The 25,851-nt window shown below is 68.0% G+C and carries 19 protein-coding genes and 1 pseudogene; 9 read left to right on the top strand and 11 right to left on the bottom strand.

What is annotated here, in order from left to right; genetic code table 11:
* Window positions 1-33: 33 nt before the first annotated feature.
* Entirely contained in the window at window positions 34-2,859 is a 2,826-nt protein-coding gene (locus ACFQ27_RS00895) for a TonB-dependent receptor plug domain-containing protein (protein ID WP_377352041.1), read from the bottom strand.
* Window positions 2,860-3,254: 395 nt separating this feature from the next.
* On the opposite strand from ACFQ27_RS00895, the gene ACFQ27_RS00890 reads away from it, so the two are divergent.
* Window positions 3,255-3,752, top strand: coding sequence for an Lrp/AsnC family transcriptional regulator (locus tag ACFQ27_RS00890; protein WP_374345483.1), 498 nt, complete (start codon window positions 3,255-3,257; stop codon window positions 3,750-3,752).
* A 91-nt stretch (window positions 3,753-3,843) separates the two neighbouring features.
* Here the strand turns inward: ACFQ27_RS00890 and ACFQ27_RS00885 are convergent, their stop codons facing one another.
* On the bottom strand, window positions 3,844-5,427 hold the full coding sequence (locus tag ACFQ27_RS00885) for an amidohydrolase (RefSeq protein WP_377352040.1): 1,584 nt from the start codon (window positions 5,425-5,427) through the stop codon (window positions 3,844-3,846).
* A gap of 295 nt (window positions 5,428-5,722) precedes the next feature.
* Between ACFQ27_RS00885 and ACFQ27_RS00880 the strand changes: the two genes are divergently transcribed.
* The gene (locus tag ACFQ27_RS00880; RefSeq protein ID WP_377352039.1) at window positions 5,723-6,376 is read left to right on the top strand and encodes a hypothetical protein; all 654 of its coding nucleotides are present in this window, start codon (window positions 5,723-5,725) and stop codon (window positions 6,374-6,376) included.
* A gap of 4 nt (window positions 6,377-6,380) precedes the next feature.
* On the opposite strand, the gene ACFQ27_RS00875 is transcribed toward ACFQ27_RS00880, so the two are convergent.
* On the bottom strand, window positions 6,381-7,373 hold the full coding sequence (locus ACFQ27_RS00875) for an isopenicillin N synthase family dioxygenase (protein ID WP_377352038.1): 993 nt from the start codon (window positions 7,371-7,373) through the stop codon (window positions 6,381-6,383).
* A 256-nt stretch (window positions 7,374-7,629) separates the two neighbouring features.
* On the opposite strand from ACFQ27_RS00875, the gene ACFQ27_RS00870 reads away from it, so the two are divergent.
* Genes ACFQ27_RS00870 through ACFQ27_RS00860 form a run of 3 tightly spaced genes read left to right on the top strand, consistent with a single transcriptional unit; the run spans window position 7,630 to window position 10,383 of the window.
* Window positions 7,630-8,733 carry a putative urea ABC transporter substrate-binding protein gene (locus ACFQ27_RS00870; RefSeq protein WP_377352037.1) on the top strand — a complete coding sequence of 368 codons (1,104 nt, stop codon included), beginning with the start codon at window positions 7,630-7,632 and terminating at the stop codon, window positions 8,731-8,733.
* 46 nt (window positions 8,734-8,779) lie between these two features.
* Window positions 8,780-9,601, top strand: coding sequence for an ABC transporter permease (locus ACFQ27_RS00865; protein WP_377352036.1), 822 nt, complete (start codon window positions 8,780-8,782; stop codon window positions 9,599-9,601).
* Window positions 9,601-10,383 carry an ABC transporter ATP-binding protein gene (locus ACFQ27_RS00860; RefSeq protein ID WP_374345489.1) on the top strand — a complete coding sequence of 261 codons (783 nt, stop codon included), beginning with the start codon at window positions 9,601-9,603 and terminating at the stop codon, window positions 10,381-10,383. Before ACFQ27_RS00865 ends, ACFQ27_RS00860 begins: the two co-directional genes overlap by 1 nt.
* 129 nt (window positions 10,384-10,512) lie before the next feature.
* Here the strand turns inward: ACFQ27_RS00860 and ACFQ27_RS00855 are convergent, their stop codons facing one another.
* The 7 genes from ACFQ27_RS00855 to ACFQ27_RS00825 all read right to left on the bottom strand — a co-directional run bounded on the left by ACFQ27_RS00855 (window position 10,513) and on the right by ACFQ27_RS00825 (window position 20,302).
* On the bottom strand, window positions 10,513-11,298 hold the full coding sequence (locus tag ACFQ27_RS00855) for a 3-hydroxybutyrate dehydrogenase (RefSeq protein WP_374345490.1): 786 nt from the start codon (window positions 11,296-11,298) through the stop codon (window positions 10,513-10,515).
* A gap of 65 nt (window positions 11,299-11,363) precedes the next feature.
* Window positions 11,364-13,148 carry an allophanate hydrolase gene (atzF, locus tag ACFQ27_RS00850; RefSeq protein ID WP_377352035.1) on the bottom strand — a complete coding sequence of 595 codons (1,785 nt, stop codon included), beginning with the start codon at window positions 13,146-13,148 and terminating at the stop codon, window positions 11,364-11,366.
* Window positions 13,145-16,753 carry an urea carboxylase gene (gene uca, locus ACFQ27_RS00845; protein WP_377352034.1) on the bottom strand — a complete coding sequence of 1,203 codons (3,609 nt, stop codon included), beginning with the start codon at window positions 16,751-16,753 and terminating at the stop codon, window positions 13,145-13,147. The genes atzF and uca overlap by 4 nt, the downstream gene beginning before the upstream one ends.
* A gap of 5 nt (window positions 16,754-16,758) precedes the next feature.
* Window positions 16,759-17,391 (bottom strand): urea amidolyase associated protein UAAP2, encoded by a 633-nt coding sequence (locus ACFQ27_RS00840; protein ID WP_377352033.1) that lies wholly within the window; start codon window positions 17,389-17,391, stop codon window positions 16,759-16,761.
* 5 nt (window positions 17,392-17,396) lie between these two features.
* Window positions 17,397-18,224 carry an urea amidolyase associated protein UAAP1 gene (locus tag ACFQ27_RS00835; RefSeq protein ID WP_377352032.1) on the bottom strand — a complete coding sequence of 276 codons (828 nt, stop codon included), beginning with the start codon at window positions 18,222-18,224 and terminating at the stop codon, window positions 17,397-17,399.
* Window positions 18,221-18,679, bottom strand: coding sequence for a CopG family ribbon-helix-helix protein (locus tag ACFQ27_RS00830; protein ID WP_374345496.1), 459 nt, complete (start codon window positions 18,677-18,679; stop codon window positions 18,221-18,223). The genes ACFQ27_RS00835 and ACFQ27_RS00830 overlap by 4 nt, the downstream gene beginning before the upstream one ends.
* 135 nt (window positions 18,680-18,814) lie before the next feature.
* Window positions 18,815-20,302: a sulfatase-like hydrolase/transferase gene (locus ACFQ27_RS00825; protein WP_377352031.1), complete on the bottom strand. Its 1,488-nt coding sequence runs from the start codon at window positions 20,300-20,302 to the stop codon at window positions 18,815-18,817.
* A gap of 125 nt (window positions 20,303-20,427) precedes the next feature.
* On the opposite strand from ACFQ27_RS00825, the gene ACFQ27_RS00820 reads away from it, so the two are divergent.
* Together ACFQ27_RS00820 and ACFQ27_RS00815 are read left to right on the top strand one after the other, a co-directional pair.
* Window positions 20,428-21,033: a TetR/AcrR family transcriptional regulator gene (locus ACFQ27_RS00820; protein ID WP_374345499.1), complete on the top strand. Its 606-nt coding sequence runs from the start codon at window positions 20,428-20,430 to the stop codon at window positions 21,031-21,033.
* A 102-nt stretch (window positions 21,034-21,135) separates the two neighbouring features.
* Window positions 21,136-22,272 carry a DSD1 family PLP-dependent enzyme gene (locus ACFQ27_RS00815; RefSeq protein ID WP_377352030.1) on the top strand — a complete coding sequence of 379 codons (1,137 nt, stop codon included), beginning with the start codon at window positions 21,136-21,138 and terminating at the stop codon, window positions 22,270-22,272.
* A gap of 355 nt (window positions 22,273-22,627) precedes the next feature.
* Here ACFQ27_RS00815 and ACFQ27_RS00810 read toward each other — a convergent pair whose 3' ends face one another.
* Window positions 22,628-24,415 (bottom strand): long-chain-acyl-CoA synthetase, encoded by a 1,788-nt coding sequence (locus ACFQ27_RS00810; protein ID WP_377352029.1) that lies wholly within the window; start codon window positions 24,413-24,415, stop codon window positions 22,628-22,630.
* A gap of 131 nt (window positions 24,416-24,546) precedes the next feature.
* Here ACFQ27_RS00810 and ACFQ27_RS00805 point away from each other — a divergent pair, with 131 nt between their 5' ends.
* Complete coding sequence (locus ACFQ27_RS00805) at window positions 24,547-25,269, top strand: HAD family hydrolase (RefSeq protein WP_374345502.1); 723 nt, start codon at window positions 24,547-24,549, stop codon at window positions 25,267-25,269.
* Window positions 25,270-25,480: 211 nt separating this feature from the next.
* Window positions 25,481-25,851 (top strand): annotated as a pseudogene (locus ACFQ27_RS00800) (hypothetical protein); the annotation flags it as partial.

The following is a 25,851-nucleotide window of genomic DNA, read 5'->3' as shown; positions in this document are numbered from 1 at the left end:
CGCCCCGGCGAACCGGGGCGGCTCTTCAATCGCCTAGAACTCCATCCGCACGCCGAACCGGAAGGTCCGGCCCATGACGTCATAGAGGGTGCGGTTGGTCTGCAGATAGCCCACCGTGTTCTCGGCCCCCAGGTTGGCGGGGTTGGCCACCAGCACCGGTTCGCTGTTGAACAGGTTCTTGATCGAGAAGTAGGTCTCGAGATCCATATTGTTGATCTCGAAGGACTTGTTGACCGCCAGGTCCCAGGTCAGGGCCCCATCAACGTGGTTGTCGTTGATGGTGAAGTAGGGCGAGACGCTGGCCGGGCAGGCCGAGAGGCACTGGGTGTAGGCGTTGCTGACCACACCGTCGCTCACCCCGCGGGCGGTGAGGTCGAACTTCCAGTCGTCCAGCTTGTAGGACGCCGAGAAGCGGTAGACCCAGTCCGGCGTGCTGGAGGTGTTGGCCCCCGCCAGGTTGATCGCCGTCACACCGTCGTCCGTGACGTTCTCGATATAGTGGGTGGCCTGCAGACGCAGGGCCAGGTCACCCGCCAGCGGCTCATAGAGATCCGCCAGGTTGACCCGGTAGGAGGCCTCCACGTCGAGGCCGCGGGCGATCATCTTGTTCAGGTTGGCGTAGTACAGGTTGATCGTCTGCAGCACACCGCCAGAATAGATCATGTTGTTGCAGTAGGCGGCGATCTTGTTGATCGTGCAGTAATCCGCCGTCTGCTGCGCGGTGACGAAGCTGATCACCCCGTCGACCTTGATGTCGTAGTAGTCCACTGAGGCCGCGAAGCCCGGCAGGAAGCGCGGCTGCACCACGATCCCGACCCCATAGCCGTCGGCCACTTCCGGCGCCGCCGCGGGATTGCCCTGCAGGTTCTGCACGAAGGCCACCGAGGCGCCGTTGATATTGACCGAGTTCGAGCGGGCGGTGCCGCTGTCATAGAGCTCGCTCATGTTGGCGGCGCGGATGTCGCGCGACCGCGACGCGCGGAACGTGATGTCGTCGATCGGCGAATAGGTCAGGCCGATCTTCCAGGTCTTCACGCCGCCGGAGGTGGAATAGTCCGTGTACCGACCAGCGCTGTTCAGATCCAGGCCCTTGAGCAGCGGGATCAGGACCTCGACATAGGCTTCCTTGACGTTCAGGTCGCCCTTGGTGACCTTGTAGTTGCCGTACTTCCAGCCGCTGGCCTGGTATTCGGTCGGCACATAGCCGTCCATGCTCTCCTTGCGGTACTCGGCGCCCACCGCCAGGGAGATCGGCCCCGCCCAGCCTTCGATGCTGTTCGTGCGGAAGTTGACCGCCGCAACATCCTGCTTGAATTCCTGGGTCCGCCAGGGGGTGCCGAGCACGTAGTTCAGCGCCGCCTGGCTGGCCACGCCGACCCCGAAGCGGTTCAGCGGCACGCAGCCGTTGGTCGGGTTGGTCAAGGTCGAGCGGCAGACGATCTGGCCGTTGGCCGGATTGACCACTGCATCAGTGGCCAGCGTCAGGCGAGCCGTGTTCCAGGTCGGGGTCTCGAGCTCCAGGGTCTCGGTCTTGCCGTGCTGGTAGTAGCCGTCCCAGTCGACCGCCAGGCCGAAGGCCTCGAAGTCACCATTGATCCCGGCGACATAGCGCCAGGTCTCGCGCTCATTGTTCGAGCCCGAGGCCGGCATGTCGGCGTTGCTGGTCCCCATGGTGAAGGTCTTCAGGCCCAGGGTCGTCATCTGGGCCTTCACCGACGCCGGCAGGTAGGCGTTGTCGGCCTGGATCACGATCCCGGTCTGGGTCGGATTGATGTAGTAGGACAGGCCAGAATACTTGGCGTAGGAGGCCTGACCGAAGACGCTGAGGTGGTCGGTCAGCTCATAGCTCACCCGACCAAACAGGCTGTCGCGCTCCTCGTCAGGAGCCAGGCTGTTGGTGCCATTCATGCCGCTGGAGGAATACTTCCAGTCGCCGCCGATCATCCACTGGCCGGTCACCGCCCCATAGTTCAGCTGGTTGACCGCACCGCCGACCCCGAAATAGGTGCCCTTGAGCGCCGTGTTGGTGATCAGGCCGCCCGGCGTATAGGCCGAGATGCCGACATTCTTGGAGACAATGAACCAGGGCGCGCCGGCCGAGGTGTCGGGATTGCGCACCCCGAAGTAGCCGCTCTTGTTCCAGTCGCGGCTGTAATAGTGCACGCCGTCCTGGCGCACCCGCTCGCCGCTGAACAGGACATGGCCGCGGCCCCCGGCGAACTTGGCGCCGGCGGTCAGGTTGAACTTCCAGTTCTCGTTGTCGCCGTAGGTGGTCTCGCCGTATTCGGCGGTCGCCTTCACCCCGGTATAGTCCTTGTCGAGGATGAAGTTGACGACCCCGCCGACCGCGTCGGACCCGTAGGCCGAGGACGCGCCGCCGGTCACCACTTCCACCCGGCTGATCAGGGCCTGCGGGAAGGTGTTGGTGTCCACCTGGCCCGTCGCCGCCGAGACCACAGAGCGCTGGCCATCAAACAGCACCAGCGTCCGGCCGGTGCCCAGGGCGCGCAGGTTCAGGGCGCTGATCCCGGCCTGGCCGTTGGACAGGCTGCCGGCGGAGTTCGCGGCGGTGGCCGAGCCCGCCACCGAAGGCAGGGTGTTGACGAAGTCAGCGATGTTCGGGGCCGCGGCCGCCTTGATTTCGTCCGCTCCCAGAACGTTCACCGGGGTCGGCGCGTCATAGCCGTCGCGCACCACGCGCGAGCCGGTGACCACCACCTCTTCGAGTTCCGGATCCTTGGCCGCCGCGTCGTCCGCAAGCGCCAGGGGCGCGCTGGTCAAAAGGGCGGTCACACTGGCCGTGGCGAGGGCGTAGCGCCGCACGCTGTTGGCGAACTGCAATTTCGTCGAGTTGCTCATAATTGTCCTCGGCCTCGAGTTCAGTTGAGGGGCGGACCAGGCCGCCCGTTACTCTTCGCCGCGTCGTCCTGTGAGAGACTAAGCGACCCCCCACGCGCCGAGCTCACCTCGACGCGTCGCTTAACATCTTGAGTACAAGGGATTTTCCGCCGCTCCGCGTTCAGCGACGCCATCCCCAACTCGCGCCCCGAAGACCCCGGCGTTCGCGTCGCCCAGGTCCGTCTTGCGCGTTCCCCCCTTGGCCGGCTGCCGGGCGACGACCTTGATCGACGCCCGTTTCCCGGCCTTCACGAGTCCAAGACTAGGGGAGCCCCGGAAAACGACTTGCGAAATGTGGAAATTCGTCGTCGAAAAGACCGATGTGCTACTGAATTATGCACGGACACGGAGGTTCAATGTCGAAATCGGAACAGCTCGACCTGGATGACGTGGATTATCGCATCCTAAAGGAGCTTTGCGCGGACGGACGGGCTTCTGACGTCTGGTTGGGAGAGAAAATCAATCTTTCCAGCACCGCAGTGGCCCGTCGGCGCAAGAGCCTGGAAGAGCGTCAGGCGGTGCTGAGCTATTCAGCGAACCTGAACATGCCGCTGCTCGGCTACAGTGTGGTGGTGTTCGTCGCCATCGAGCTGAGCTCGCAGAACGAGAAGGCGCTGATCGAGTTCGAGCGCGAGGTGGTGAAGTGCCCCTCGGTCTCCTATTGCGGCTTCGTCTCCGGCGACACCGACTTCCTGATCATGCTGCACGTGAAGTCGTTCCAGGACTACGACCGGGTCTATCGCAGCGAGCTATCGACCCTGCCTCACGTGGCCAAGATCCGCTCCAGCTTCGTCATGCGTCAGGTGATGAGCCAGGACCCGCCGCCCATCGTCTTCCAGGACCCGGCGGGCTGAGCCCGGAATCGAACCGGGGAGGCGCGGGCCTTGCGCCTCCCCGGTAGGGCGCCGACCAAGGTCGACGCCGGGCACGGTGTGGGTCGAGCGGTTACTTGACCGTGCCGTCTGGATACTTGATGCCCAGCTGGTCGAGATAGGTGTCGTACTTCTTGGGGTTGTAGTAGAAGGGCTCCATCTTCGCACGCAGCTTCGACATCGTGTCGGTGTTCAGCCAGATGGCCGGCTTGTCGGCCGCGCTCAGCACCGGATCGTACTTGTCGTCCTTGAGCTGAACGTTCTGGAACCAGTCCTTCGCGTCGGCCACCAGCTTGGGCGTGGTCATGATGTCCAGCACGGTCAGGGCGACCGCCTTGGCGCCGACCACCACGCCCTTGTGGGCGATGGGCGTCGCCATCGCCATGGCCGAGGTCACGTTGTGGCCGATGGCGCCCGGAATGTTCGACGGATAGCGGATGGTGATGGTGGGCACGTTCCACATCACGTCGCCGATGTCGTCCGAGCCGCCGCCGGTGGACGGCCCGCGGGTCTCTGGCGTCGACAGCGGCGTCACCTCTGTGGACAGCGGCGTCGGCTTGAAACCGTTGGCCTTCTGCACCCGGGCGGCGAAGGCCTTGTCCGCGTCGCTCCACTGCGGCATGCCGACCGCCTGGATGTTCTTGAACGCCGCCTCAGCCAGGGGCCGGTTGGAATAGTTCGGGGCCGCATAGCCCAGGACGTGGTGCTCGACCGTCGTGTCGGTCGCCATGGCGGCGGCTTCCGAGATCTTGTTGCCGAGTTCATAGAGCTTGCGGATCGACTGGAAGTCGTTCTCGCGGAAGTAATACCAGACCGAGGCCACGCCGGGGACGATGTTCGGCTGGCCGCCGCCATTGGTGATCACATAGTGCGAGCGCTGGGTGATCGGCAGGTGCTCGCGCCGGAAGTTCCAGGCGGTGTCCATGATCTCGACGGCGTCGAGCGCGCTGCGACCGTCCCAGGGCTGGCCCGCCGCGTGCGCCGTCTTGCCGTGGAAGGTGTACTCCACCGAGACCATGCCATTGTTGCCGCCGGGCCCCCAGCCGGTGGAGAAATCACGGCCGACGTGGACGAAGATCGAGGCGTCCACGCCCTTGAACATGCCTTCGCGCACATAGAAGGCCTTGGTGGCCAGCAGTTCCTCGGCGACCCCCGGCCACAGCATCAGCCGGCCCGGGATCTTGTTCTTCTCCATCACGTCCTTGGCGGCCAGGGCGGCGACCACCATCAGCGGCATGCCGGAATTGTGGCCCTCGCCGTGGCCCGGCGCGCCCTCGACCATCGGCTTGATGTCGCCGATGCCCGGATACTGGGACAGGCCCAGCAGGCCGTCGATGTCGCTGCCCAGGGAGACCAGCGGTCCGCCCTCGCCCCAGGTCGCCGTCCAGGCGGTGGGGATACCGGCGACGCCGCGGGTGATCTTGAAGCCGTTCTTCTCCAGGATGCCGGTCAGATATTCCGAGGTCTTGAACTCCTGGAAGCCCGGCTCGGCGTAGGAGAACACCTGATCGACCATCTGCTGGGCGAGCTTGGCCCGGGCGTCCACGCCCGCGGTCGCCGCCTCGCGCATGGCCGGCGTCGCCTCGGCGTGCGCCACCGCGGCCGGCAGGGCCATGGCCCCGGCCATCAGGAGGGCCGCCAAGCTTTTCGACTTCATCTTCATCATCTTCCCCCGCAGAGCGCCGAAACCCGTCACCGCCGCCACCCTGGGCCGCCCACCGCGCCGGTTTTCAATCCAATTTCAAAAAATGAAGCCCAAATCTCGCTTCACATGGATGAGTGTGCACGCAAATCATCGCCTGTAAACGAAATGACGCCCAAAAGCGCCGACGCCTGGCATTTGTTCGATCTGACGGCGATTCAGGCGAAGGCCTGCCTCGCAGGCGCCGTTTTGCTCATCGCCGCGGCGACGGCGTGCCAGGGTCGGCTGCACGCCTGGAGGCCCTGATCCGATGTCCGTCCCCGCCGACCTCACCGGCCTTTGGCGCCGCGAGCTGATCACCACGCCCGACGGCGGCCGGGACGAAACCACCACCGTCGTGTGGCTCCAGACCTCCAGCTGGTACGCCGATCTCCGCGTCCCTGCCGACCGACCGGCGCGGCCGGGCGCCACCTGCTTCGCGGACTACTCCGACGCCGAGCTCCTGGACCTGGCCGCGGTCCAGGGGTTCGCGGGCGAGCTCAGCGTCGGCGACGGGGTCTGTTTCTGGCGCCGCGACCTGGACTACCAGCCGCCCTCCGGCGTCCCCGACGAAGGCGCCTTCCGCCTCGACGGCGACCTGATGATCGAGGACGGGATCCACACGCCTTACCAGGAGATCTGGCGCCGCGACCCGCAAAGCCGCGGTGACCTTCAGGCCTGGCGGCGCGAGGACGGTCTGCGCGTGCGGGCCGGCGGCTATTTCATGGACATCACCGAGCGGGAGTTCCCCCTGCCCCCCGGCGCCACCCTGGCCGAGATCGTGCAGGCCGCCCTGGCCGCCGGCGACCGCGCCACCGCCATCGACGCCCTGTCGATGCGCATAAGCTTCGGCGTCATCGGGCCCGACGGCGCCTGGCGCATCACCGCGTCCACCTGGCCCTGGCTGGAGGGGCGGACAGTATAGGAAGCTACCGCCCCTCCACCCGCCCGAACGCCGCGGTCTGGCCCACCGTCTCGCGCAGGGGCTTCAGGTACTGGAAGGTCTTCACGGTCTGGGCGAACAGGTGGTCGCCGGAGACCAGCCGCGGATAGCGCGCCGGACGCTCCGGCGTCACGAAGGCGGCCTGCGGCTCCACCACCGTCGCATAGTCGCACGCGGCGAAGTACGGGAAGCTGTAGCGTTCCTCCGCCACCCGTCGCACCCGGTGGGTGGTCGCGGTGAACACCCCGTTGGTCCAGGCCTCCAGCATGTCGCCGATATTGACCACGAAGGCGCCCGCCACCGGCGGAGCGTCGATCCAGGCGCCTTCGCCGTTCAGCACCTCCAACCCCGGCGCGGTGCCGCGCAGCAGGGTGAAGAACTCATAGTCCGTGTGCGCCCCGATCCCCTGCTGGTCCGGCGGAGCGTCGGCGTCGAAGGGATAGTGGATCAGCCGCAACTGAGCCGACGGCGCCGTCAGGTGCGGCTCGAAGTGATCCTGCGGCAGGCCCAGGGCGAGCGCAAAGCCTCCGAACAGCCGCCGCGCCAGCCCCGCCACCGCCGCATAATAGGCGCTGGCCGCCGCCTTGAAGGCCGGGTCGTCCGGCCACAGGTTCGGCCCCGTCATCGGCTCGGACCCGTCGGCGTCCGGCCGATCCTGGCCCACGTCGAAGGCTTCCTTGCGATCAATCTTGCCGTCGGCGAACACCTCCTCGCCTTCCGGCACATAGCCGGAGTGATTGACCGAGCCGCCGATATAGCAGGCCATCTTGTCCGCCATCGGCCGGGCGAAGAACCGCTTGGCCTGGCCCAGCAGGTCGTCGAACAGCGCCTCTGCCAGGCCATGCCCGGTCACATAGAGAAAACCCACCTCACGGGCGGCGCGGCCGAGCGCCTCGGCGCAGGCCTGGCGCGCGGCGGGATCGCCGGAGGACAGGCCGGAGATGTCCACCACCGGCAAGGCCTGAAAATCCTTGGGCATGCCTGGCTCCTTCACGGCTGCGATTATTACGGATGGCGGCGCTCGTAACACCCAAGCGCCCTTTCCACGCCCGCGCCCCTCGCCGGGAAATTGACCCCTGCGCGATCAGCAGCCGGCCTCGGTGCGTAGTTTTCCGGCGCCGCGCGCTGTGTCGCGCCAGGAGGCGCAGCGCGGCTTGGAATATTACGAACTCCACAGTCTGTAATACCCGCGAGGATCGGCGCTGGGCTCCGATCGCCGCTTCGAGGGAACGAGCATGACCAAGTGGCTTAACGGAATTCGCGTCGCGGCGACGGTCGCCGCCGCCAGCCTGGCGCTGGCGGCCTGCGGTCAGAAGGCCGAGACCAAGGCGCAGGCGCCCGCCGCCGCCGCGGCCAAGGAATACACCATCGGCTGGACCATCTACGCCGGCTGGATGCCCTGGCCCTATGCCGAGCAGAGCGGCATCGTGAAGAAGTGGGCCGACAAGTACGGGGTCAAGATCAAGGTCGTCCAGATCAACGACTACGTCGAAAGCCTGAACCAGTTCACCGCCGGCAAGCTGGACGGCGTGACCTCCACAAACATGGACGCCCTCACCATCCCCGCCGCCTCTGGCAAGGACACCACGGTCGTCATGATCGGCGACTATTCCGACGGCAATGACGGGATCGTCCTGAAGAACGGCGCCAGCCTGGCTGACATCAAGGGCCGGCCGGTGAACCTGGTGGAAAACTCGGTGTCGCACTACCTCCTGGCCCGCGGCCTGGAGAGCGCCGGCCTGAAGCTCACCGACGTCAAGGTGGTCAACACCTCCGACGCCGACATCGTCGCCGCCTTCTCCGCGCCTGAGACCAAGGCCGTCGTGCCCTGGAACCCGCAGCTATCCGAGATCAAGAAGATGGCCGGCGCCAAGGAGGTCTTCAACTCCTCCAAGATCCCGGGCGAGATCCTCGACACCCTGGTCATCTCCACCGAGGTCGCCAAGGCCAACCCCAACCTGGTCAAGGCCCTGACCGGCATCTGGTACGAAACCACCCAGCTGATGTATCGCCAGGACGCCGAGGGCAAGGCGGCCCGCGAGGCCATGGCCAAGCTGTCGGGCACCGACCTGGCCGGCTACGAGGCCCAGCTGAAGACCACTCACCTCTACTACGATCCGAAGATGGCGCTGGCGGCCACCACCAGCCCGGATCTGGTCACCGCCAATGACCGGGTGCGCAAGTTCAGCTTCCAGATCGGCCTGTTCGGCCAGGGCGCGAAGTCGGTGGACGACATCGGCATCGAGTTCCCGGGCGGCAAGATCCTCGGCGACCCGGCCAATGTGAAGCTGCGCTACGACCCGACCTGGGTCCAGCTCGCCGCCGACGGCAAGCTCTGAGCCTGAACCTGAGACTGCCCTAGAGACTGGAAGTGGTGACCGCCCCATGCGCCGATTGCTGAACGCCCGGCCGGGGGGCGGCGCCCGCTTCCTCCTGGGCCTGCTGCCGATCCTGGCCCTGGCCCTCCTCTATCTGGGCGTGGCCAGCGCCCGCCACTCGGAAAACCCCCGCGACAAGATCACCCCGATCCCCGCCGCCATGGCGGAAGCCGTGCAGACCATGGCTTTCGAGGTCGACCCGCGCACCGGCGAGGTGCCCCTCGTCGCCGACACCAAGGCCAGCCTGCGCCGGCTGGGAATCGCCATGGGTCTGGCCGCCGCCACCACCCTGGTCCTCGGCCTGGTGATCGGCCTGTTTCCCTATGTGAACGCGGGTCTTGGGCCCGTCACCGCCACCATCTCGGTGATCCCGCCCATCGCCGTCCTGCCGATCCTGTTCATCGTCTTCGGCCTGGGCGAGGTCTCGAAGATTGTGCTGATCTTCGTGGGCGTGACCCCGGTCATGGTCCGCGACCTCGCCGGCCACGTCCGCGCCCTGCCCGAAGAGCAGATCGTCAAGGCCCAGACCCTGGGCGCCGGCGCTTGGCTGACCCTGATCCGCGTCGCCCTGCCCCAGGCCCTGCCCCGCCTGATCGAGAACCTGCGGCTCTCCCTCTGCCCCGCCTGGGTCTATCTGATCTCCGCCGAAGCCATCGCCGCCGATGTCGGCCTGGGCTACCGGATCTTCCTCGTCCGTCGCTATCTGTCGATGGACATCATCCTGCCCTACGTCGTCTGGATCACCCTCTTGGCGGTGATCATGGACCTCGCCCTCGTCGCCTGGAGCCGCGGCTTCTACGGCTGGGCTCACCCCCGGAGGGCGCACTGATGTCGGCCCTGTCCTTCCGCAATGTCTGGGTCGAGTACGGCGACAAGATCGTGCTCGAAAAGGTCGATCTCGATATCGAGGACGGCGCCTTCGTCTCGATCATCGGTCCGTCGGGGGCCGGCAAGACCACCTTCCTGCGCCTGGCGCTCGGTCAGGAGGCGCCCAGCCGCGGCCGCATCCTGCTGGATGGCGAGCCGCTCGCCCCCGAACCTGGCCCTGACCGCGGCGTGGTGTTCCAGCGCTACTCGGTCTTCCCGCACCTCAACGCCCTGCAGAACGTGATGTTCGGCCCAGAGTGCTCAGGCGCGCGCCTCACCGGCCGCCTCTCCGGCAAGGCCAAGCGTCAGGTCCGCGACGAGGCCCGCGCCCTGCTCGACCGGGTGGGCCTGGGCCACAATCTGAAGACCTATCCCGCCGCCCTGTCCGGCGGCATGCAGCAGCGCCTGGCCATCGCCCAGGCCCTGATCACCCGCCCCCGCATCCTGTTGCTGGACGAGCCCTTCGGCGCCCTGGACCCCGGCGTGCGCCTGGACATGCACGAGCTGATCCTGGAGCTCTGGCGCGAACACAAGCTGACCATCCTGATGGTCACCCACGACATCAAGGAAGCCTTCAAGCTCGGCTCCCGGGTCGTGGCCTTCGACAAGCGCCGCCACGACCCGCAAGCCCCCAATCGCTACGGCTCCACCGCCGTCTACGACTTTCCGTTGGACGAAAAGAAGCGCGCGGCGATCCCGCCCGAGGTGGCCAAGATTGCGGGTGTCATCCCGGAAAGCGCGTAGCGCTTATCCGGGACCCATATGCGCAGGGTTCTCCGGCTAGATCGGTGTCTATGGGTCCCGGTCTTTCGCTGATGCGAAAACCGGGATGACATTGTTGAGCGCGTCCCCAGAGGGGGAGCAGCTTGGCGATCAAGCCGCCGTCCAACCCCCGTCCACCGACAGGTTCGCCCCCGTGATCTGGGACGCCGCGTCCGAGCACAGGAAGACCGCGATCGCCGCCACCTGGTCGACGGTGACGAACTGCTTGGTGGGCTGGGCGGCCAGGAGGACGTTGTTGATCACCTCGTCCCGGCTCAGGCCGCGAGCCTTCATGGTGTCGGGGATCTGGTTCTCCACCAGCGGCGTCCAGACATAGCCTGGGCTGATGCAGTTGGCGGTGACGCCAAACGCCGCGGCCTCCAGCGCCACGGTCTTGGTCAGGCCGACCAGGCCGTGCTTGGCGGTGACATAGGCCGACTTGAACGGCGAGGCGACCAACGAGTGGGCCGAGGCCGTCGAGATGATCCGGCCCCACTTGCGCGCCTTCATCCCCGGCAGGGCGGCGCGAATGGCGTGGAAGGCCGAGGACAGGTTGATGGCGATGATCTGGTCCCACTTCTCCAGCGGGAAGTTCTCCACCGGGTCCACATGCTGGATTCCGGCGTTGTTGATCAGCACGTCCACCGAGCCAAAGGTCTGCTCGGCCAGGGCGACCATCGCGGCGATCTCGTCCGGCTTGGTCATGTCAGCGGGGGAATAGGCGCATCGCACCCCGAAGTCGGCCTCGATCTTCGCCCGCTCGGCCTCAACGGCGTCGGCTGCGCCAAAGCCATTGATCATCACATTGGCGCCCTGCGCCGCCATGGCCCGCGCATAGGCCAGGCCGATGCCGCTGGTGGAGCCGGTGACGACGGCGGTCTTTGATTTCAGAGACATTTGCGCGGCTCCAGGTGAGTCAGGTCCGCACTCTTAGACCCGCCATGCTGCGCCGCACAATAATCCTATTTCGGAAGACCTGCGATATAGGCCCGCCAGCCGCCCAGGTGGGTGATGTCCTCAGCCCCGTCCATGGCCCGCGGTTCGGCCACGAACCCCTTGACGCTCGAACCGTCCTCCAGGGTCACCGTGCCGATGGCCAGGGGCGCCGGCACCTCGACCACGAAGCTGCCGAAGTGCTCGACGCCGAGCTCATAGACCTCGACCTCCAGCGCCCCACCGCCCTCGCCCACATGGATCAGGGCCGGCTTGAACGGCGTGGTGTTGGTCATAGCGAACAGCTTGTAGGCCGCAGCGGTCTTGGTCCGCGCCACCAGCCGGGCGTCACGGCTGGTCAGTTGCCAGTGCAGGGGCATGCCGGCCAGGTGGGCGCCGACCACCGCCAGCTTCACGGTCTGCGGCTTGCCGGTGGTGTCGAGCGCGGGGGCCTCGGGCATCGGGGCGATCTCCTCATAGCGGCGGGCGAGCTCGAGCAGGGCGGCGTCCGCCCAGGCCGGCCCGATCAGGGTGACGCCAAAGCCGGTGTCATTGGCGCGGAAGCCCGCCGGCACGGCGATGGCGCTCATGTCCAGCAGGTTGACGAAGTTGGTGTAGAGGCCCAGCGCCCCGTTGAGCGCAAAGGGCTCGGCGTTCACCTCCCGCAGGCGGAAGATGGTCGGCGTAGTGGGCAGCAGCAACACCTCGGCCGCGTCGAACACCGCCTCGGCCGCCCGCGCATAGGCGGCCAGCTGGTACTGGCCCTTGAAGGCCTCCACCCCGGTCACCCCTATCCCGCCCTGGACGATGGCCCGCACCGTGGGATGGATGGCGCCGGGATTGTCGCGGATCAGGTCCTCGATGGCCGCCGTCCGCTCAGCCACCCAGGGGCCGCTATAGAGCAGTTTGGCCGCCTCCAGGAGTGGCTCGACGTCGATCTCCACCGCCACGCCGCCCATCGCCTTCAAGCGCTCGACCGCCTGTCCGAAAAAGACCTCGGCCTCCCCGTCGCCCATGAACACCAGCTGGTCCGCCCGCGGGACCGCGAACCGGAAGCTCGCGCCCAGGCTCGCCGGCGGCGTGGCCGGCGCCCGCCGAGAATAGGGATCGGCGGCGCCGAAGCCCGCGGCGACCTGGTCCACCAGGGCCGCGTCGGCCACGTCGTTGGTCATCACCGTCACGCAGTCCAGGCTGCGGCAGGCCGGGATCACCCCGCTGGTGCTCCACCGGCCCTTGGTGGGCTTCAGGCCGATCAGGCCGTTGAACGCTGCGGGCACCCGGCCCGAGCCGGCTGTGTCGGTGCCCAGCGCAAAGGCCACCAGCCCCGCCCCCACCGCGACGCCCGAGCCCGAGCTCGACCCGCCGCTGACATAGTCGAGATTGTAGACGCAGCGCGGCTGGCCATAGGGGCTTCGCGCCCCCACCAGGCCGGTGGCGAACTGGTCGAGGTTGGTCTTGCCCATCAGGATCGCGCCCGCAGCGATCAGCCGCGCCACCACCTCGGCCGAGACCGCCGGCGTATAGGCATAGGCCGGACAGGCCGCCGTGGTCGGCAAGCCGGCCACGTCGATATTGTCCTTCACCGCGAACGGCACGCCGGCCAGGGGCAGCACCTCTCCGGCCGCAATCCAGGCGTCCACCGCGCGAGCCTGGGCGAGGACGGCCTCAGGCTCCGCCCGGCAGATCCAGGCCTGGGCCTGGACGGCGTCATAGGCCGCAATGGCCGCCAGGGCCTCCTCGGCGAAGGAGACGGCGGACCGGGCGCCGGACGAGACCTCGGCGGCGATGCGGACGACGGAGGGGCGCGGGCTCATGCGGGCTCCACGGCGATCATCGGCGCGCCCGGCGCGATGGGCTGGCGTTCCTGGGCGTAGACCTGGCGCACCACCCCGGCGCTGGGGCTGGCCACGTCGCACTCGGTCTTCATGGCCTCGATCACGGCGATGACCGCGCCCTTCTCGACCCGGTCACCCACCTGGACCAACATCTTCCAGACGCTGCCGCCCAGGGGCGCTTCGACGAGTTCAGCGCCCTCAGGCGCCTCGATGGCCACGGTCTCGGCGGCCCCGGCGCTGTCGGCGCTCAGGGCCTCGACGCGGGCGAATTCGCCCTTGGCCTCCCAGTCGGCGCGCTCGGCGTCAAAGGCCGCCTGTCGCGTGGCCTGGAAGGTCGCGATGCTCTCGGCGTTGTCGGCCAGCATCTTGCGATAGTCCGACAGCCGGAAGGTCTCTTCCTCGATCCGCAAGGCCCGCCGGCCCAGCGGGAAGTCCCGCCGCCATTCGGTCAGCTCCTCGTGGCTCACGGGGAAGAAGCGGATCTGGTCGAAGAACCGCAGCAGCCAGGGCTTGCCGTCGGTGAAGGCCTCGGTCTGGCGATAGGTGTTCCACACCTGGATCGTCCGTCCGAACAGCTGATAGCCGCCCGGCCCCTCCATCCCATAGACGCACATATAGGCCCCGCCGATCCCCACGACGTTGGGCGGGGTCCAGGTCCGGGCCGGGTTGTACTTGGTGGTCACCAGCCGGTGGCGCGGATCGACCGGCGTCGCCACCGGCGCGCCCAGATAGACATCGCCTAAGCCCATCACCAGGTAGCGGGCGTCGAAGACGATGCGGTGCACGTCCTCTTCGGTCGCCAGACCATTGATCCGGCGGATGAACTCGATGTTGTCCGGGCACCAGGGGGCGTCGTCGCGGACGCTGGCCATGTACTTGTCGATGGTCTCGTAGATCGCCGGGTCCTTCCAGGACAGCGGCAGCCAGACCACCCGGCTGGGGATCTCGAAATCATCCAGCCCGCCCAGCCGGTCCTCGGCGGCGGTGAGCGCGGCCAGCAGCTCGGCCTGCGACAGGACGCGGGCGTCGTAGTGCACCTGCAGCGAGCGGATGCCCGGCGTGATGTCGAGGATCCCCGGCAGGGCCAGCCGCTGCAGCTCCAGCATCAGGGCGTGCACCCTCAAGCGCAGCTCCAGGTCCAGGACGATGGGCCCGTACTCCACCAGCAGGTGCCGGTCGCCCTGGCGGCGATAGACCACGCGGGGCCGATGGCCCTCGGCCTCGATTACCCCCAGCACAGGATTGGCGCGGTCCAGGTCCAGCAGCCCGGGCGCGGCGACCGGCGCGGCCAGGGTCTTCACCAGGGCGTCCTGGTCACGCTCGGCGGCGTTGGCGGCGGCGTCATCCACCACCTCGAACACCAGGGTGTCGCCCGGCGCGAGTTGGCCCACCTTCCACAGGTCGGCCTGGATCACCACGAAGGGGCAGACAAACCCGCCCAGGGACGGGCCGTCGGGGCCCAGGATGATCGGCATGTCACCGGTGAAGTCCACCGCGCCGATGGCGTAGGCGTTGTCGTGGATGTTGGAGGGGTGCAGCCCCGCCTCGCCGCCATCCCGCCGCGCCCATTCCGGCTTCGGCCCGATCAGGCGCACGCCGGTGCGGTTTGAATTGTAGTGCACCTTCCACTCGACCGCGCCGATCATGGCGATGTCGTCGGGGGTGAAGAAGTCCGGCGCGCCGTGCGGCCCGGCCAGCACGCGGATCCGCCAGGCCTTGGACAGCTTAGGCCGCGCCGCCGCGCCCAGGGCTGGCTCGACAGGCCCCGCCGCCGCATCGCCCAGGTGCAGGACATCCCCCGCCGCCAGCGCCCGGCCCGCATGACCACCGAACCCGCCCAGCGTGAAGCTGGACCGGCTGCCCAGATAGGCCGGCACATCCAGCCCGCCGCGCACCGCCAGATAGCCGCGCAGGCCCGCGCCGCTCACCCGGCCGATCTTTAGGGTCTGGCCGGCCTTCACCTCGACAGGGGCGTAGGCGGGGACCAGATCCCCCTCCAGCCGCGCCTCGAAGGCCGCGCCGGTCAGGCAGATCACCGCATCATGGTTGAAGGCCAGCGTGGGGCCGAGCGCCGTGATCTCCAGCCCCGCCGCGTCGTCCGGATTGCCCACCAACCGGTTGCCCAGCCGAAAGGCCAGCGCATCCATCGGCCCGGACGGCGGCACGCCCACGTCCCAGTAGCCCAGCCGTCCGGGATAGTCCTGCACCGTGGTCGACGGCCCGCCGCTCAACACCCGGATGGTCTTCGGCGTGAAGCTGATCTCCGACAGGGCCCGGGTCGAGACCTCGCCGCTGACAAAGGCGTCGGACCGCGCCACCTGGCGCAACCAGTCCAGATTGGTCTCCAGACCCGCCAGCCGTGTGTCGTCCAGCGCCGCCTGCAGGGCCGCCACCGCCGCCGGCCGATCCGGCGCGGTGACGATCAGCTTGGCCAGCAGCGGGTCATAATAGGCGCTGACCTCCGAGCCATCGGCCACCCAGCCGTCCACCCGCGCGCTCTTCGGAAACGACACCTGGGTCAGCACGCCGGACGAGGGCCGATAGTCCTGCCCCGGGTCCTCGGCATAGAGCCGCGCCTGGATCGAGGCGCCCTTGGCCTCGCCCGACCAGCTGTCCAGGAAGCCGAACTCGCCCGCCGCGCCCCGGATCATCCATTCCACAAGGTCGACGCCGGTGACCTGCTCGGTCACCCCGTGCTCCACCTGCAGTCGGGTGTTCACTTCCAGGAAGAAGAAGTCGTCGCGCTCGGCGTCGTACAGGAACTCCACCGTCCCGGCCGAGCGATACCTGGCCGCTTCCGCCAGCCGCGTCGCCGCCGCGATCAGGGCCGCGCGGGTCGCCGCCGGCAGGCCGGGCGCCGGGGTCTCCTCAATGACCTTCTGATTGCGCCGCTGCAGCGAACAGTCCCGCTCGCCCAGGGCCACCACCTTGCCGGCCCCGTCGCCGAACACCTGCACCTCGATGTGCCGGGCCCGGCGGACGAACCGCTCCAGGAACACGCCCGTATCGGCGAAGTTCGAGCCGCCCAGCCGGGTCACCGCCGCGAAGGCTTCGGCCACCGCCGCCTCGTCCTCGCACACCCGCATGCCGATTCCGCCGCCACCGGCCGTGGCCTTGAGGATCACCGGAAACCCGATCTCCACCGCCGCCGCGCGCGCAGCTTCAGCGTCGGTCAAAAGGCCGGTGCCAGGCGCGAGCGGCACGCCCTGCGCCTGGGCCAGGTCGCGGGCCGTGTGCTTCAGGCCGAAGGCGCGAATGTTGTCCGGGGTCGGGCCGATGAAGGCGATCCCCGCCGCCGCGCAGGCCTCAGCGAAGGCCACGTTCTCCGACAGGAAGCCATAGCCCGGATGGATGGCTTCAGCGCCCGTCGCCTTGGCCGCCGCCAGGATGGCGTCCACGTCCAGATAGGACTGGGCCGCGGGCGCCGGCCCGATCCGCACCGCCTCATCGGCCTGGGACACATGCAGCGAGCCGGCGTCGGCGTCGGAATAGACCGCGACCGACCCCACCCCCATGGCTTTCAGGGTGCGGATGATCCGGCAGGCGATAGCGCCGCGGTTGGCGATCAGGAGCTTCTTGAACACGCGCCCTACCCCGCGATGATCATGCGCACGGGCGTCGGGTTGAAGCCGTTGCAGGGATTGTTGATCTGCGGGCAGTTGGAGACGATGGCCACCAGGTCCATCTCCGCGCGCATGTCCACGAACAGGCCCGGCGCCGAGATGCCGTCGACGATGCCGAGCGCCCCGTCCGCCTCCACCGGCACGTTCATGAACCAGTTGATGTTGGAGACCATGTCCCGCTTGCCGCGCCCATGCCGGGCGTTGGCCTGCAGGAAGTTCTCGACGCAGGCGTGCTGGCTCTTGGTGTGGTGGCCATAGCGCAGCGTGTTGCTCTCGCAGGAGCAGGCCCCGCCGATGGTGTCGTGATAGGCCACCGACGTCGCCGTCACCGTCGCCATCGCCCGGCCCTCGTTGGACAAGAGAACGGAGCCGGTCTTCAGGAAGATGTTCCCCTGCGCGGCCATGGTGTCCTGGGCCGAATAGCGCTCGGCGTCGTCGGCGAGCGCATACATCAGGAAGTCCACCGCCTGGTTGCCCTCCAGGTCGACGATGCGCAGGGTCTGCCCCCTTCGCACGATGGCGTCCCAGGGCGCGCGGGCCGGGACCACCTGGTCCAGGGTGATCGGGCCGCTCAGGCCGTCCAGGGCTTTGTCGGTCATCAGGCTCACCGGCTGTAGTCGGCTTCGACGTTCTGGAAGGCGCGCAGGCCCTCCGGCGTCGCATTGCGGATCGGATCGTCCATGGGCGTCACCGGCCCGCGCCAGGCGCTGACCCGCAACGGCGTGACCGTGTAGTCGGGCCTGGGGTCCATCACGTGGGGGCAGTTGGCGAACACCACGATCAGGTCCATCTCGGCCCGCAGGGTGATCGACCGGCCGGGCGGGAACGGCCCAAGCTTGGGCGAGATGCCGCCGCCCTCCTCGATTTTCACGCCCTTGAACCAGTTGATGCAGGGATGGATGTCGCGCCGCCCCAGGCCGAACTTGGCGAGCGCCAGGCTGAAGCGGTCCCGCGCATTGGGGTGCGGCCCCCAGTTGTCGCCCACGCCATAGCGGGCGGCGTTGGTGGCCTGGTTGGAGGCGCCGCAGAAGGCGTCCGAGGCGCCGGCCTGGTCGTCCAGGATGCTCAGCATCACCTTGCCCATGTCGGACAGGATCAGCTTGCCGGCGCCCAGATAGGCGTGCCACTGCACCTTCAGCGTATCGGCGACGTTCAGCCGTTCGATGGGCCGCTCGGCGTTGAACACCAGCATGGAGGCGCAGGCGTCGCCGGCCACGTCCTCCAGTCGGATCCGCGCGCCGCGGTCCAGTGACTTAGCCGCATAGCCGCCCGGCGCGATCGTCTCTTCCCAGACCATGTCGGCGGCCGCGACACCGGGCGGCAGGGGATCGGCGGCGCCGGCCGGCAGGGTCGGCATGGACTCCACCCGGGTTCCGGCCATGGCCCGGGCGTGCGCCTGGGCGCCATAGGGATCGGCGGTGTTGGTGGTCATCGCGACGGCTCCGGGGACAGGGCGTGCAGGGGCGGCAGGAGGGCGGTGGTGGTCACCAGGCGCAGCTGCTGCACGCCGCGGATCTTGCGGAACTGGTCGCACAGGGCGCGCAGCCGCTCCGACGGCCCCTGCACCAGCATCACCTCCAGCGATTGGTCGTCCTCCAGGAAGACGTGCTGGGACGAGATCACCTCGCGCAGATAGGCCTGCTGGGCCTGGGCCAGGGCCTGGCGCACCCGGCCGCTCTCGGTGCGATAGGTCAGGGTGATGGTGCCGGCCAGCACCACGCCCGGCTGGTCCTCGCCGTGCTCGGCCAGCTCGTGCCGGATCAGCTCTGCGATCATCTGCGAGCGGCTGGGCAGGCCGCGCTCGGCCACCATGGCGTCAAGCTGGGCGAGCAGCTCGGCGGGCATGCTGAGGCTGAGACGCGCCAGGGGCTGGGCTTCGGATTCCATGTGGGCGACCTGACGTCAGTATTACGATTGCAGCAATTCGTAATACGTAGGCCGCCCCGCGCGAGGGTCAAGCGCCCGTCTCTTGGGCGCCGCAGCGGCGCGGGCGCCTAAGTCCCGCTCACCTGCCCAGGGTCCCTAGATCGGCAGCTCGAACGGCGTCCCGCAGACGTTGTACTGGATCGCCGGGCGCGACGGCCACTTCGGGTCCTGCAGATCCTTGGCCCACTGCTCGTAGGCGTCGTTCAGCTCCTTGAGCTTGGCCGGCTCCCGGGTCGCCAGGTTCGTCGTCTCGTTCGGGTCGGCCTTCAGGTTGAACAGCAGGGTGAACTTGCCATCCGTGCTCTTCCACATCTTCCAGTCGCCCTTGCGGATGGAGGCGTGGGGCGTGCGCCGCCACATCAGCGCCTCGTGCGGCGAGCCCGTGTTGCGCCCCGACAGGAAGGGCATCAGGTCCACCCCGTCATAGATCCGGTCCTTGGGCAGGGCGCCGCCGGCCGCGATCAGCGAGGTAGGGAAGATGTCCATGTTCGACACCATCTTGCGGTTCACCTGGCCCGGCTTGATCGCCGCCGGCCAGCGGACCATGAACGGCACCCGCACGCCGCCCTCATAGTGGCTGAGCTTACCGCCCCGCAGCGGCTCGCAGGCGCACAGGCCGCCGATATAGGCCGCGCAGCCATTGTCCGACATGAAGTAGACGAGCGTGTCGCGGTCCTCGCCCGAGGCCTTCACCGCCGCCATCACCTGGCCCACCGCATCGTCCAGGGCCGAGATCATCCCGGCATAGATGCGGTTCTGCTCGGACGCGATATGCGGGAAGCGGTCATAGTATTTCTGCGTGACCATCAGCGGGTCGTGCGGGGCGTTGAACGCCAGGTACAGGAAGTAGGGCTGGTCCGACTTGGCCCGCGCGCTGACATAGTCCACCGCCCGGCGGGCGAAATAGTCGGTCAGGTATTCCGTCTCGTTGTGGACCAGCTTGCGCTCGGCCCCCTCATAGATCGCCGTATGCTGCGAGCGCGCCGCCTTGCTGGGATAGGACGAGTTCGGCGGATCAGCCACGTGCACGCCCGGAACGCTCGGGTCGATATAGCTGGTGGCCCCGGCCAGCAGGCCGACGAAGTCGTCATAGCCACGGTTGGTCGGATAGAAGTCCGGATTGGCGCCCAGGTGCCACTTGCCGATCAGGGCGGTGTGATAGCCCTGGTCCTTCAGGGCCTGGGCGATGGTGATCTCGCCGATATCCAGTCCCAGGTTCAGTCGCGCGTCCCGCTCCGGCGGGCCGTTGTTGTACTCAAACCCATAGCGGTCGGGATTGCGCCCGGTCTGCAGCCCCGCCCGCGAGGGCGAGCACACGGGGGCCGCCGCATAGGCGTCGGTGAACTTCACGCCTTGATCGCCGATGGCGTCGATGTGCGGGGTGTGGATGCGCTTGACCCCATAGGCCGAGACATCCGCATAGCCCAGGTCATCGGCCAGGATGACGATGACATTCGGCCGCTTGGGCGAGGCCGGCCGCGATGCGAGCCTGCCCTGCGGCGGGACGGTGCAGCTGGAGATCAGGAGGCTCGCCAGGGCGGCGAAGGCCAGGGGCAGGCCCAGTGTGCGGCGGATCAGGCTCATCTTGTCCTCCCGGGTCGGTGGGCTTGCGCACGCCCCTACCGATCGGTAGGTCGATACCAGCCACCCCCCGGCCTGTCCAGAAGCCGGCGAACCGGGCTAAACCCTCAGGCCAGGCACAAGGACAGATGGAGCGCCTTTCCGTGGACACGCCGCCGGTGGGCCGCCGCGAGCAGATCTATCTCGTCGCCGCCCGGCTGTTCGCCGAGTTCGGCTATGGCGGGACCTCGATGGGCGACATCGCCAAGAAGGTCGGGATCAACAAGGCCAGCCTCTACCACTTCGTCCCGAACAAGGAGGATCTGCTCTACACCCTGATCTCCTGGGGCCTGGACCTGGCGGCCAAGGACGTGGTCGCCCCGGCGCAGGCCATCGCCGATCCCCGCGCGCGTCTGGAGACCCTCATCCGCCTGCAGCTGGCCAACATTCACCGCGGCGCGGGGCCGAAAGGCAACGCCGTCCACATGGTGGTCTCCGAGACCAGCGGCCTCAGCCCGGACAGGCGCGCCGAGGTCGAGGCCCGCAAGGCGGTCTTCACCGACCTGATCCGCTCCACCCTCGACGCCCTGAAGGCCGAAGGCCGCTTCGGCCTGGCCGACACCGCGCTGGCCACCGCCAATATCCAGGGCCTGCTCAGCGCCTTCGCCCGCTGGGACCGCCCCGGCGACCCCGACCTCGACCGCACCTACGACGAACTCACCACCTTCATCCTGCGCGCAGTGCTGAAGGACTAGGCGGCCCCCTCTCCCCGCGGGCGGGGAGAGGGAACGCGCCGTCAAATGCTTCTCCCGCAGGGCGAGACCGGCCATAACTCCTCCAACGACCCGGAGCCCGACATGACCGACCAAGATCTCCACGCCCACCTGATCGGCCGCCAGGGCTCCCGCGCCGACCTCAACACCCCGGTCCTGGTCATCGACGCCCCGGCTCTGAAGCGCAACATCGCCGAAATGGCCCGGTTCGCGGCGTCCAAGGGCCTGCAGGTCCGCCCCCACGCCAAGACCCACAAGAGCGCCGACATCGCCAAGCTGCAGATCGCGGCCGGCGCTGTCGGCCTGTGCTGCGCCAAGCTGGGCGAGGCCGAGGCCCTGGCCGAGGGCGGGGTGCTCAAGGGCCTGCACATCACCTCGCCGGTGGTCTCGCCGCCAGCCATCGCCCGCCTAGCCGCCCTCAACCTCAAGGTCGAGGAGATGATGTGCGTGGTCGATCACCCCGACAACGCCGCGGCCCTGGGCGAGGCCTGCGAAGCCGCCGGCAAGCCGCTCAATGTCGTCATCGACATCGACCCCGGCATCCGCCGCACCGGCGTCGCCTCCGCCGAGGCCGCCGTCGCCCTGCTGGCCGCCATCCGCGCCCAGCCCGGCCTGACCTATAAAGGCGTCCAGTTCTATTGCGGCGCCCAGCAGCACCTCGAAGACGTCGCCGCCCGCAAGGCCGCCATGGAGGACCGCGCCGCCTATCTGCGCACCGTCATCGCCGCCCTGACGCAAGCCGGCGGCGCGCCGGAGATCGTCACCGGCTCGGGCACCGGCACGCACCGCATCGACGCAGACTTCGGCCTGTTCACCGAGCTCCAGGTCGGCTCCTACGTCTTCATGGACGCCCAGTACCTGGCCTGCGGCGAGATCGGCCCCTACGAGACCAGCCTCTACATCGACGCCCGCGTGGTCAGCGCCAACGCCGCCCCGGCCATGGTCACGGTGGATGCTGGCTTCAAGGCCTTCTCCACCGACGCCGACAAGCCGGTGATCGCCTCCGGCGTCCCCGAGGGCTCAAAGTACTTCTTCATGGGCGACGAACACGGCGCCGTGGTCCTGCCCCCGGGCGCCGAGGCTCCCGCCCTGGCCGCCCGCGTCACCCTGACCGCCCCCCACTGCGACCCCACGGTGAACCTCTATGACACCTACCACGTCGTCGACGGCGAAACCCTGACCGCCCTCTGGCCGGTGAGCGGCCGCGGCCGGTCGCGGTAGGCCCCCACCGTCATCCTCCGGTCCTTGCGCCAGCAAGGATCCGGGGGACCCAAACTGATGTTCCGGCCGCCCCTTGGGTCCCCCGGATCGCCCTTCGGGCGACCGGAGGATGACGAGGGTTTGGGGTGGCGGATCAGCGCCAACCCGTTCGTGTTTTTCGTGTTTTTCGTGGTTCCAAATCTATTCCGCTGAGCACCAGCAGGATCACGTTGCGCGGAACAGAATATGAACTATTCTGCCTCCAACGCGCTCTTTCTCAAGTCAGATCAAACCGTTGCCCCGTCCGGAAATTCTCCGACCAAGGCGCGGCGCCCAGGCTTGCCGCCTGCCCCAAACCCCTTCGTCCATGTTGACGTCAAAGCTTGACGCCGCCCTCGACGATCCGGGCGTAGGCGGCCTTGGTCAGCTTCACATAGCCCTTGGCCGGGTCCTTGTAGAACAGGGGCGTCTTGACCTTGGCCGGGTCGAAGCCGTCGTTCACCAGGTCGATCTTGCGCAGCTTGAAGGTGCCGGTGGTCTCAAGGGCGGGCAGCAGGCGGATGAACACCGGCTGGGCGAAGGTCGGCAGTTCGGCGGCCACGAAGGCGCCGAAGGCGGCGATGTCGAAGTCCGGTTCGGCGACGATCCCGGCCATGCCGGCGCGGCCGTCGGCGCCGGGGACGCTCACCCCATAGACATTGGCCTCGATCACGCCCGGCGCGGCGGACAGCTGCTGGGCCACCTCGCCGGTGGAGACGTTCTCGCCCTTCCAGCGGAAGGTGTCGCCGATCCGGTCGACGAAATAGAAGTAGCCGTCGGCGTCGATCCGCATCAGGTCGCCGGTGCGGAACCAGGCGTCGCCCTTCTCGAACACGTCGCGCAGGATCTTCTTGTCCGAGGCGGCCTTGTCCACATAGCCGGTGAACTCGCTGCGGGCGTCCAAGCCGATCTGGCCGATACACTCGCCGATCTGTCCGGGTCCCGCCTCGATGCAGAAGCCGCTGGGCGAGCGGATCGGCGCCTCGGCCTCCACATCGAACTGGACCAGCCGGATGTTGAACCGCTTGCGCAGGTACTTGGGCGCCCGACCGATGGCGCCCACCTGGCCGTCGAAGTTAAACATCGACACATTGCCTTCGGTGGAGCCGTAGAACTCCAGCACGTCGGGAATGGCGAAGCGGGTCTTCAGGTCGGCCCAGACGTCGCCGCGCAGGCCGTTGCCAAAGGCCAGCCTGATCTTGTGGGCGGTGTCGAACTCGCCCGGTTCCTGGTTCACGAGATAGCGGCCCAGCTCGCCGATATAGACGAACATGGTGCAGGCCTCTTCAGTCACCTCCTGCCAGAAGTGGCTGGCCGAGAACTTCTTGCGGATCACCACTGAGCCGCCGTTCATCAGCGCCGCGCCCAGGCCGCAAAGCCCGCCAGTGGCGTGGTAGAGCGGCAGGGCCACATAGATGCGGTCGGTCTCGGTCGCCCCCGTCGCGCCGGCGAAGCCGCGCATATAGAGCTGGGCCCGCACATGGGTGATGCGCGCGGCCTTGGGCAGGCCGGTGGTGCCCGAGGTGTAGATGAACAGCGCGGTGTCGCGGCCGGTCATGTCCTCCCGCGCCGAGCGGTCGGGCGCGAGCTGGCTGCAGCTCTTGAGCGCCTGGACCAGGTCGCGCTGGTCGCCGTGGGCCGGGCCCAGCACCCACTGCTGGAAGTGCTTCTCAGTCTGGGTCCGCACGCCCTCGAACATCGGCGAGGTCTCGGAATCCACGATCACGTGGCTGGCGCCGGAGATGTTCAGGCAGTGGACCAGGGGCGCGCCGGCCAGATTGTTGTTGATCAGGGCGGTGACCACCCCGACCTTCGACAGGCCATACCAGATCGGGAAGTATTCGAGCCGGTTGGGCATGAACAGCGCCACCGTCTGGCCGCGGCGCAGGTTCAGGCTCTTGGCCCAGTGCGCGTAACGGTTGGCGATGGCGTCCATCTCGCCATAGGTGACCGTGCGGCCTTCAAAGGTGATGGCGGGCCGATCGCGGTGCTTGGCCACCGCAGCCTCCAGGTCGTCGCACAACAGGTTGGGGCTGTCCGGCGCGATGGACTTCACGCGGGTCAGCGTGCGGTTCAGCCCCTTTAAGAACTTCCACTCACGCTCGAGCCGGGCCTTCAGACGCATGCAACCCCTCCGCAGACACACCTTGAGGGGCGAGTTGTTCGCCGGTCAAGCGACGCCGTGACGCTGCCCGGGTTTGAGTGACCCAAACGCCGCACCGCCCGACTCAAGGGCGGTCCTGATAGACTGGAACCATGACCGCTCTACCTGCCGCCATCCTGTTCGATCTCGATGAGACCATCATCGGTTTCGGCTCGCGCCGCCTGATCCTGCAGGAGGTGATCGAGATGTATCCGGACGCCTTCCAGGGTCTGGATCCGGCGCAGGCGGCCGGGGTGATGGAAGGCGCCTTCCGCGACTTCTGGGCCGACGAGGCGCGGGCGGCGATCTGGCGCCAGAACCTGTCACAAGGCCGGGTGCTGGCGGTGCGTGAAGGCTTCGCCCGGCTGGCCGCGCCGACCCTGACCGAGGATTTCGCCAGCGCGTTCGGCGAGCGCTTCCACGCCCACCGCGAGGCCCAGGCCAGGTTCTTCCCCGGCGCCCTGGAGACGATCCGCGCCTTCCGCGAGCGCGGCGTGCGCCTGGCCCTGGTCACCAACGGCGCGGCCGCGCCGCAGCGGGCCAAGGTCGAGCGGTTCGCCCTCGCCCCGCTGTTCGACCACGTCCAGATCGAGGGCGAGGCCGGCTTCGGCAAGCCCGACCCTCGCGCCTATGTCCACGCCATGCAGACCCTGGACGTGGCCCCGCACGAGACCTGGATGGTCGGCGACAATCTGGAATGGGAGGTGGCGGCGCCCCAGCGTCTGGGCCTTTACGCCATCTGGCACGATCACCTGGGCGAAGGCCTGCCGCCCGGCTCAGACATCCGGCCGGACCGGATCATCCGCAGCATCGCCGAGCTGAAGCCCCAAGCGTGACCGCAATCGCGGCGACATCGTGGCAAGATTTCGCCTGAATACTGGCGAATACACTCAATGCGTATTGAGTAAGACTGAAATTTTTCGCGCTCGTCAACCCCATACAGAGCTTGGGCTTGGCGCAGGTCAGCGCGTTCTGTCGGCAAGTATGCTGGAACGTTGGCCCGGTGTGGTCGTTGAACTCTGCGACACCACCCTGGAGGGTCTGAACATGACCGCTGAATACACTGGCTTTGGCAGCCCCAAGTTTACCTCCGCCGACTTCGCCCGGGACGAACCTGAGCTGGAGACCACGGCCTTCAATCCCACACCGATCTATGCCCGCGAACGGCAGGCCAAGCGCGGGCCGAACCCGCTGATCCTGGCCATCGTCCCGGCCGTGCTGGTGGCCGGCGGCGTTCTCACCTGGGCGATGATGGACAAGCCCAAGGACGAGCTGATGACCTCGACCGCGGCCCCGCCGGCCGCCCTCTCGACCCCGGCCCCGGTGGCTGAGGCTGAGCCCACGCCGATGATGGCCCCGGAAACGCCCGCCGCGGCGCCGCCCCCTGCCAAGGTCGCGGCTCCGGCGCCGGCCCGGCC

The organism is Phenylobacterium conjunctum, from assembly GCF_042679085.1.
GTDB classification, from domain to species: Bacteria; Pseudomonadota; Alphaproteobacteria; order Caulobacterales; family Caulobacteraceae; genus Phenylobacterium; species Phenylobacterium conjunctum.
Note: the sequence above shows the minus strand (reverse complement) of the source record. Positions and strands in the feature narration are given on the sequence as shown.

Bases quoted from the DNA above. Each gene is read 5' to 3' on its own strand.
- ACFQ27_RS00870 (WP_377352037.1), top strand. From the start codon at position 7,630: ATGACCAAGTGGCTTAACGGAATTCGCGTCGCGGCGACGGTCGCCGCC.
- atzF (WP_377352035.1), bottom strand. From the start codon at position 13,148: ATGAGCCCGCGCCCCTCCGTCGTCCGCATCGCCGCCGAGGTCTCGTCC.
- ACFQ27_RS00840 (WP_377352033.1), bottom strand. From the start codon at position 17,391: ATGACCGACAAAGCCCTGGACGGCCTGAGCGGCCCGATCACCCTGGAC.
- ACFQ27_RS00805 (WP_374345502.1), top strand. From the start codon at position 24,547: ATGACCGCTCTACCTGCCGCCATCCTGTTCGATCTCGATGAGACCATC.
- ACFQ27_RS00885 (WP_377352040.1), bottom strand. From the start codon at position 5,427: ATGAAGTCGAAAAGCTTGGCGGCCCTCCTGATGGCCGGGGCCATGGCC.
- ACFQ27_RS00820 (WP_374345499.1), top strand. From the start codon at position 20,428: ATGGAGCGCCTTTCCGTGGACACGCCGCCGGTGGGCCGCCGCGAGCAG.
- ACFQ27_RS00860 (WP_374345489.1), top strand. From the start codon at position 9,601: ATGTCGGCCCTGTCCTTCCGCAATGTCTGGGTCGAGTACGGCGACAAG.
- ACFQ27_RS00815 (WP_377352030.1), top strand. From the start codon at position 21,136: ATGACCGACCAAGATCTCCACGCCCACCTGATCGGCCGCCAGGGCTCC.
- ACFQ27_RS00810 (WP_377352029.1), bottom strand. From the start codon at position 24,415: ATGCGTCTGAAGGCCCGGCTCGAGCGTGAGTGGAAGTTCTTAAAGGGG.
- ACFQ27_RS00880 (WP_377352039.1), top strand. From the start codon at position 5,723: ATGTCCGTCCCCGCCGACCTCACCGGCCTTTGGCGCCGCGAGCTGATC.
- ACFQ27_RS00890 (WP_374345483.1), top strand. From the start codon at position 3,255: ATGTCGAAATCGGAACAGCTCGACCTGGATGACGTGGATTATCGCATC.
- ACFQ27_RS00875 (WP_377352038.1), bottom strand. From the start codon at position 7,373: ATGCCCAAGGATTTTCAGGCCTTGCCGGTGGTGGACATCTCCGGCCTG.
- ACFQ27_RS00895 (WP_377352041.1), bottom strand. From the start codon at position 2,859: ATGAGCAACTCGACGAAATTGCAGTTCGCCAACAGCGTGCGGCGCTAC.
- ACFQ27_RS00855 (WP_374345490.1), bottom strand. From the start codon at position 11,298: ATGTCTCTGAAATCAAAGACCGCCGTCGTCACCGGCTCCACCAGCGGC.
- ACFQ27_RS00835 (WP_377352032.1), bottom strand. From the start codon at position 18,224: ATGACCACCAACACCGCCGATCCCTATGGCGCCCAGGCGCACGCCCGG.
- ACFQ27_RS00830 (WP_374345496.1), bottom strand. From the start codon at position 18,679: ATGGAATCCGAAGCCCAGCCCCTGGCGCGTCTCAGCCTCAGCATGCCC.
- ACFQ27_RS00825 (WP_377352031.1), bottom strand. From the start codon at position 20,302: ATGAGCCTGATCCGCCGCACACTGGGCCTGCCCCTGGCCTTCGCCGCC.
- ACFQ27_RS00865 (WP_377352036.1), top strand. From the start codon at position 8,780: ATGCGCCGATTGCTGAACGCCCGGCCGGGGGGCGGCGCCCGCTTCCTC.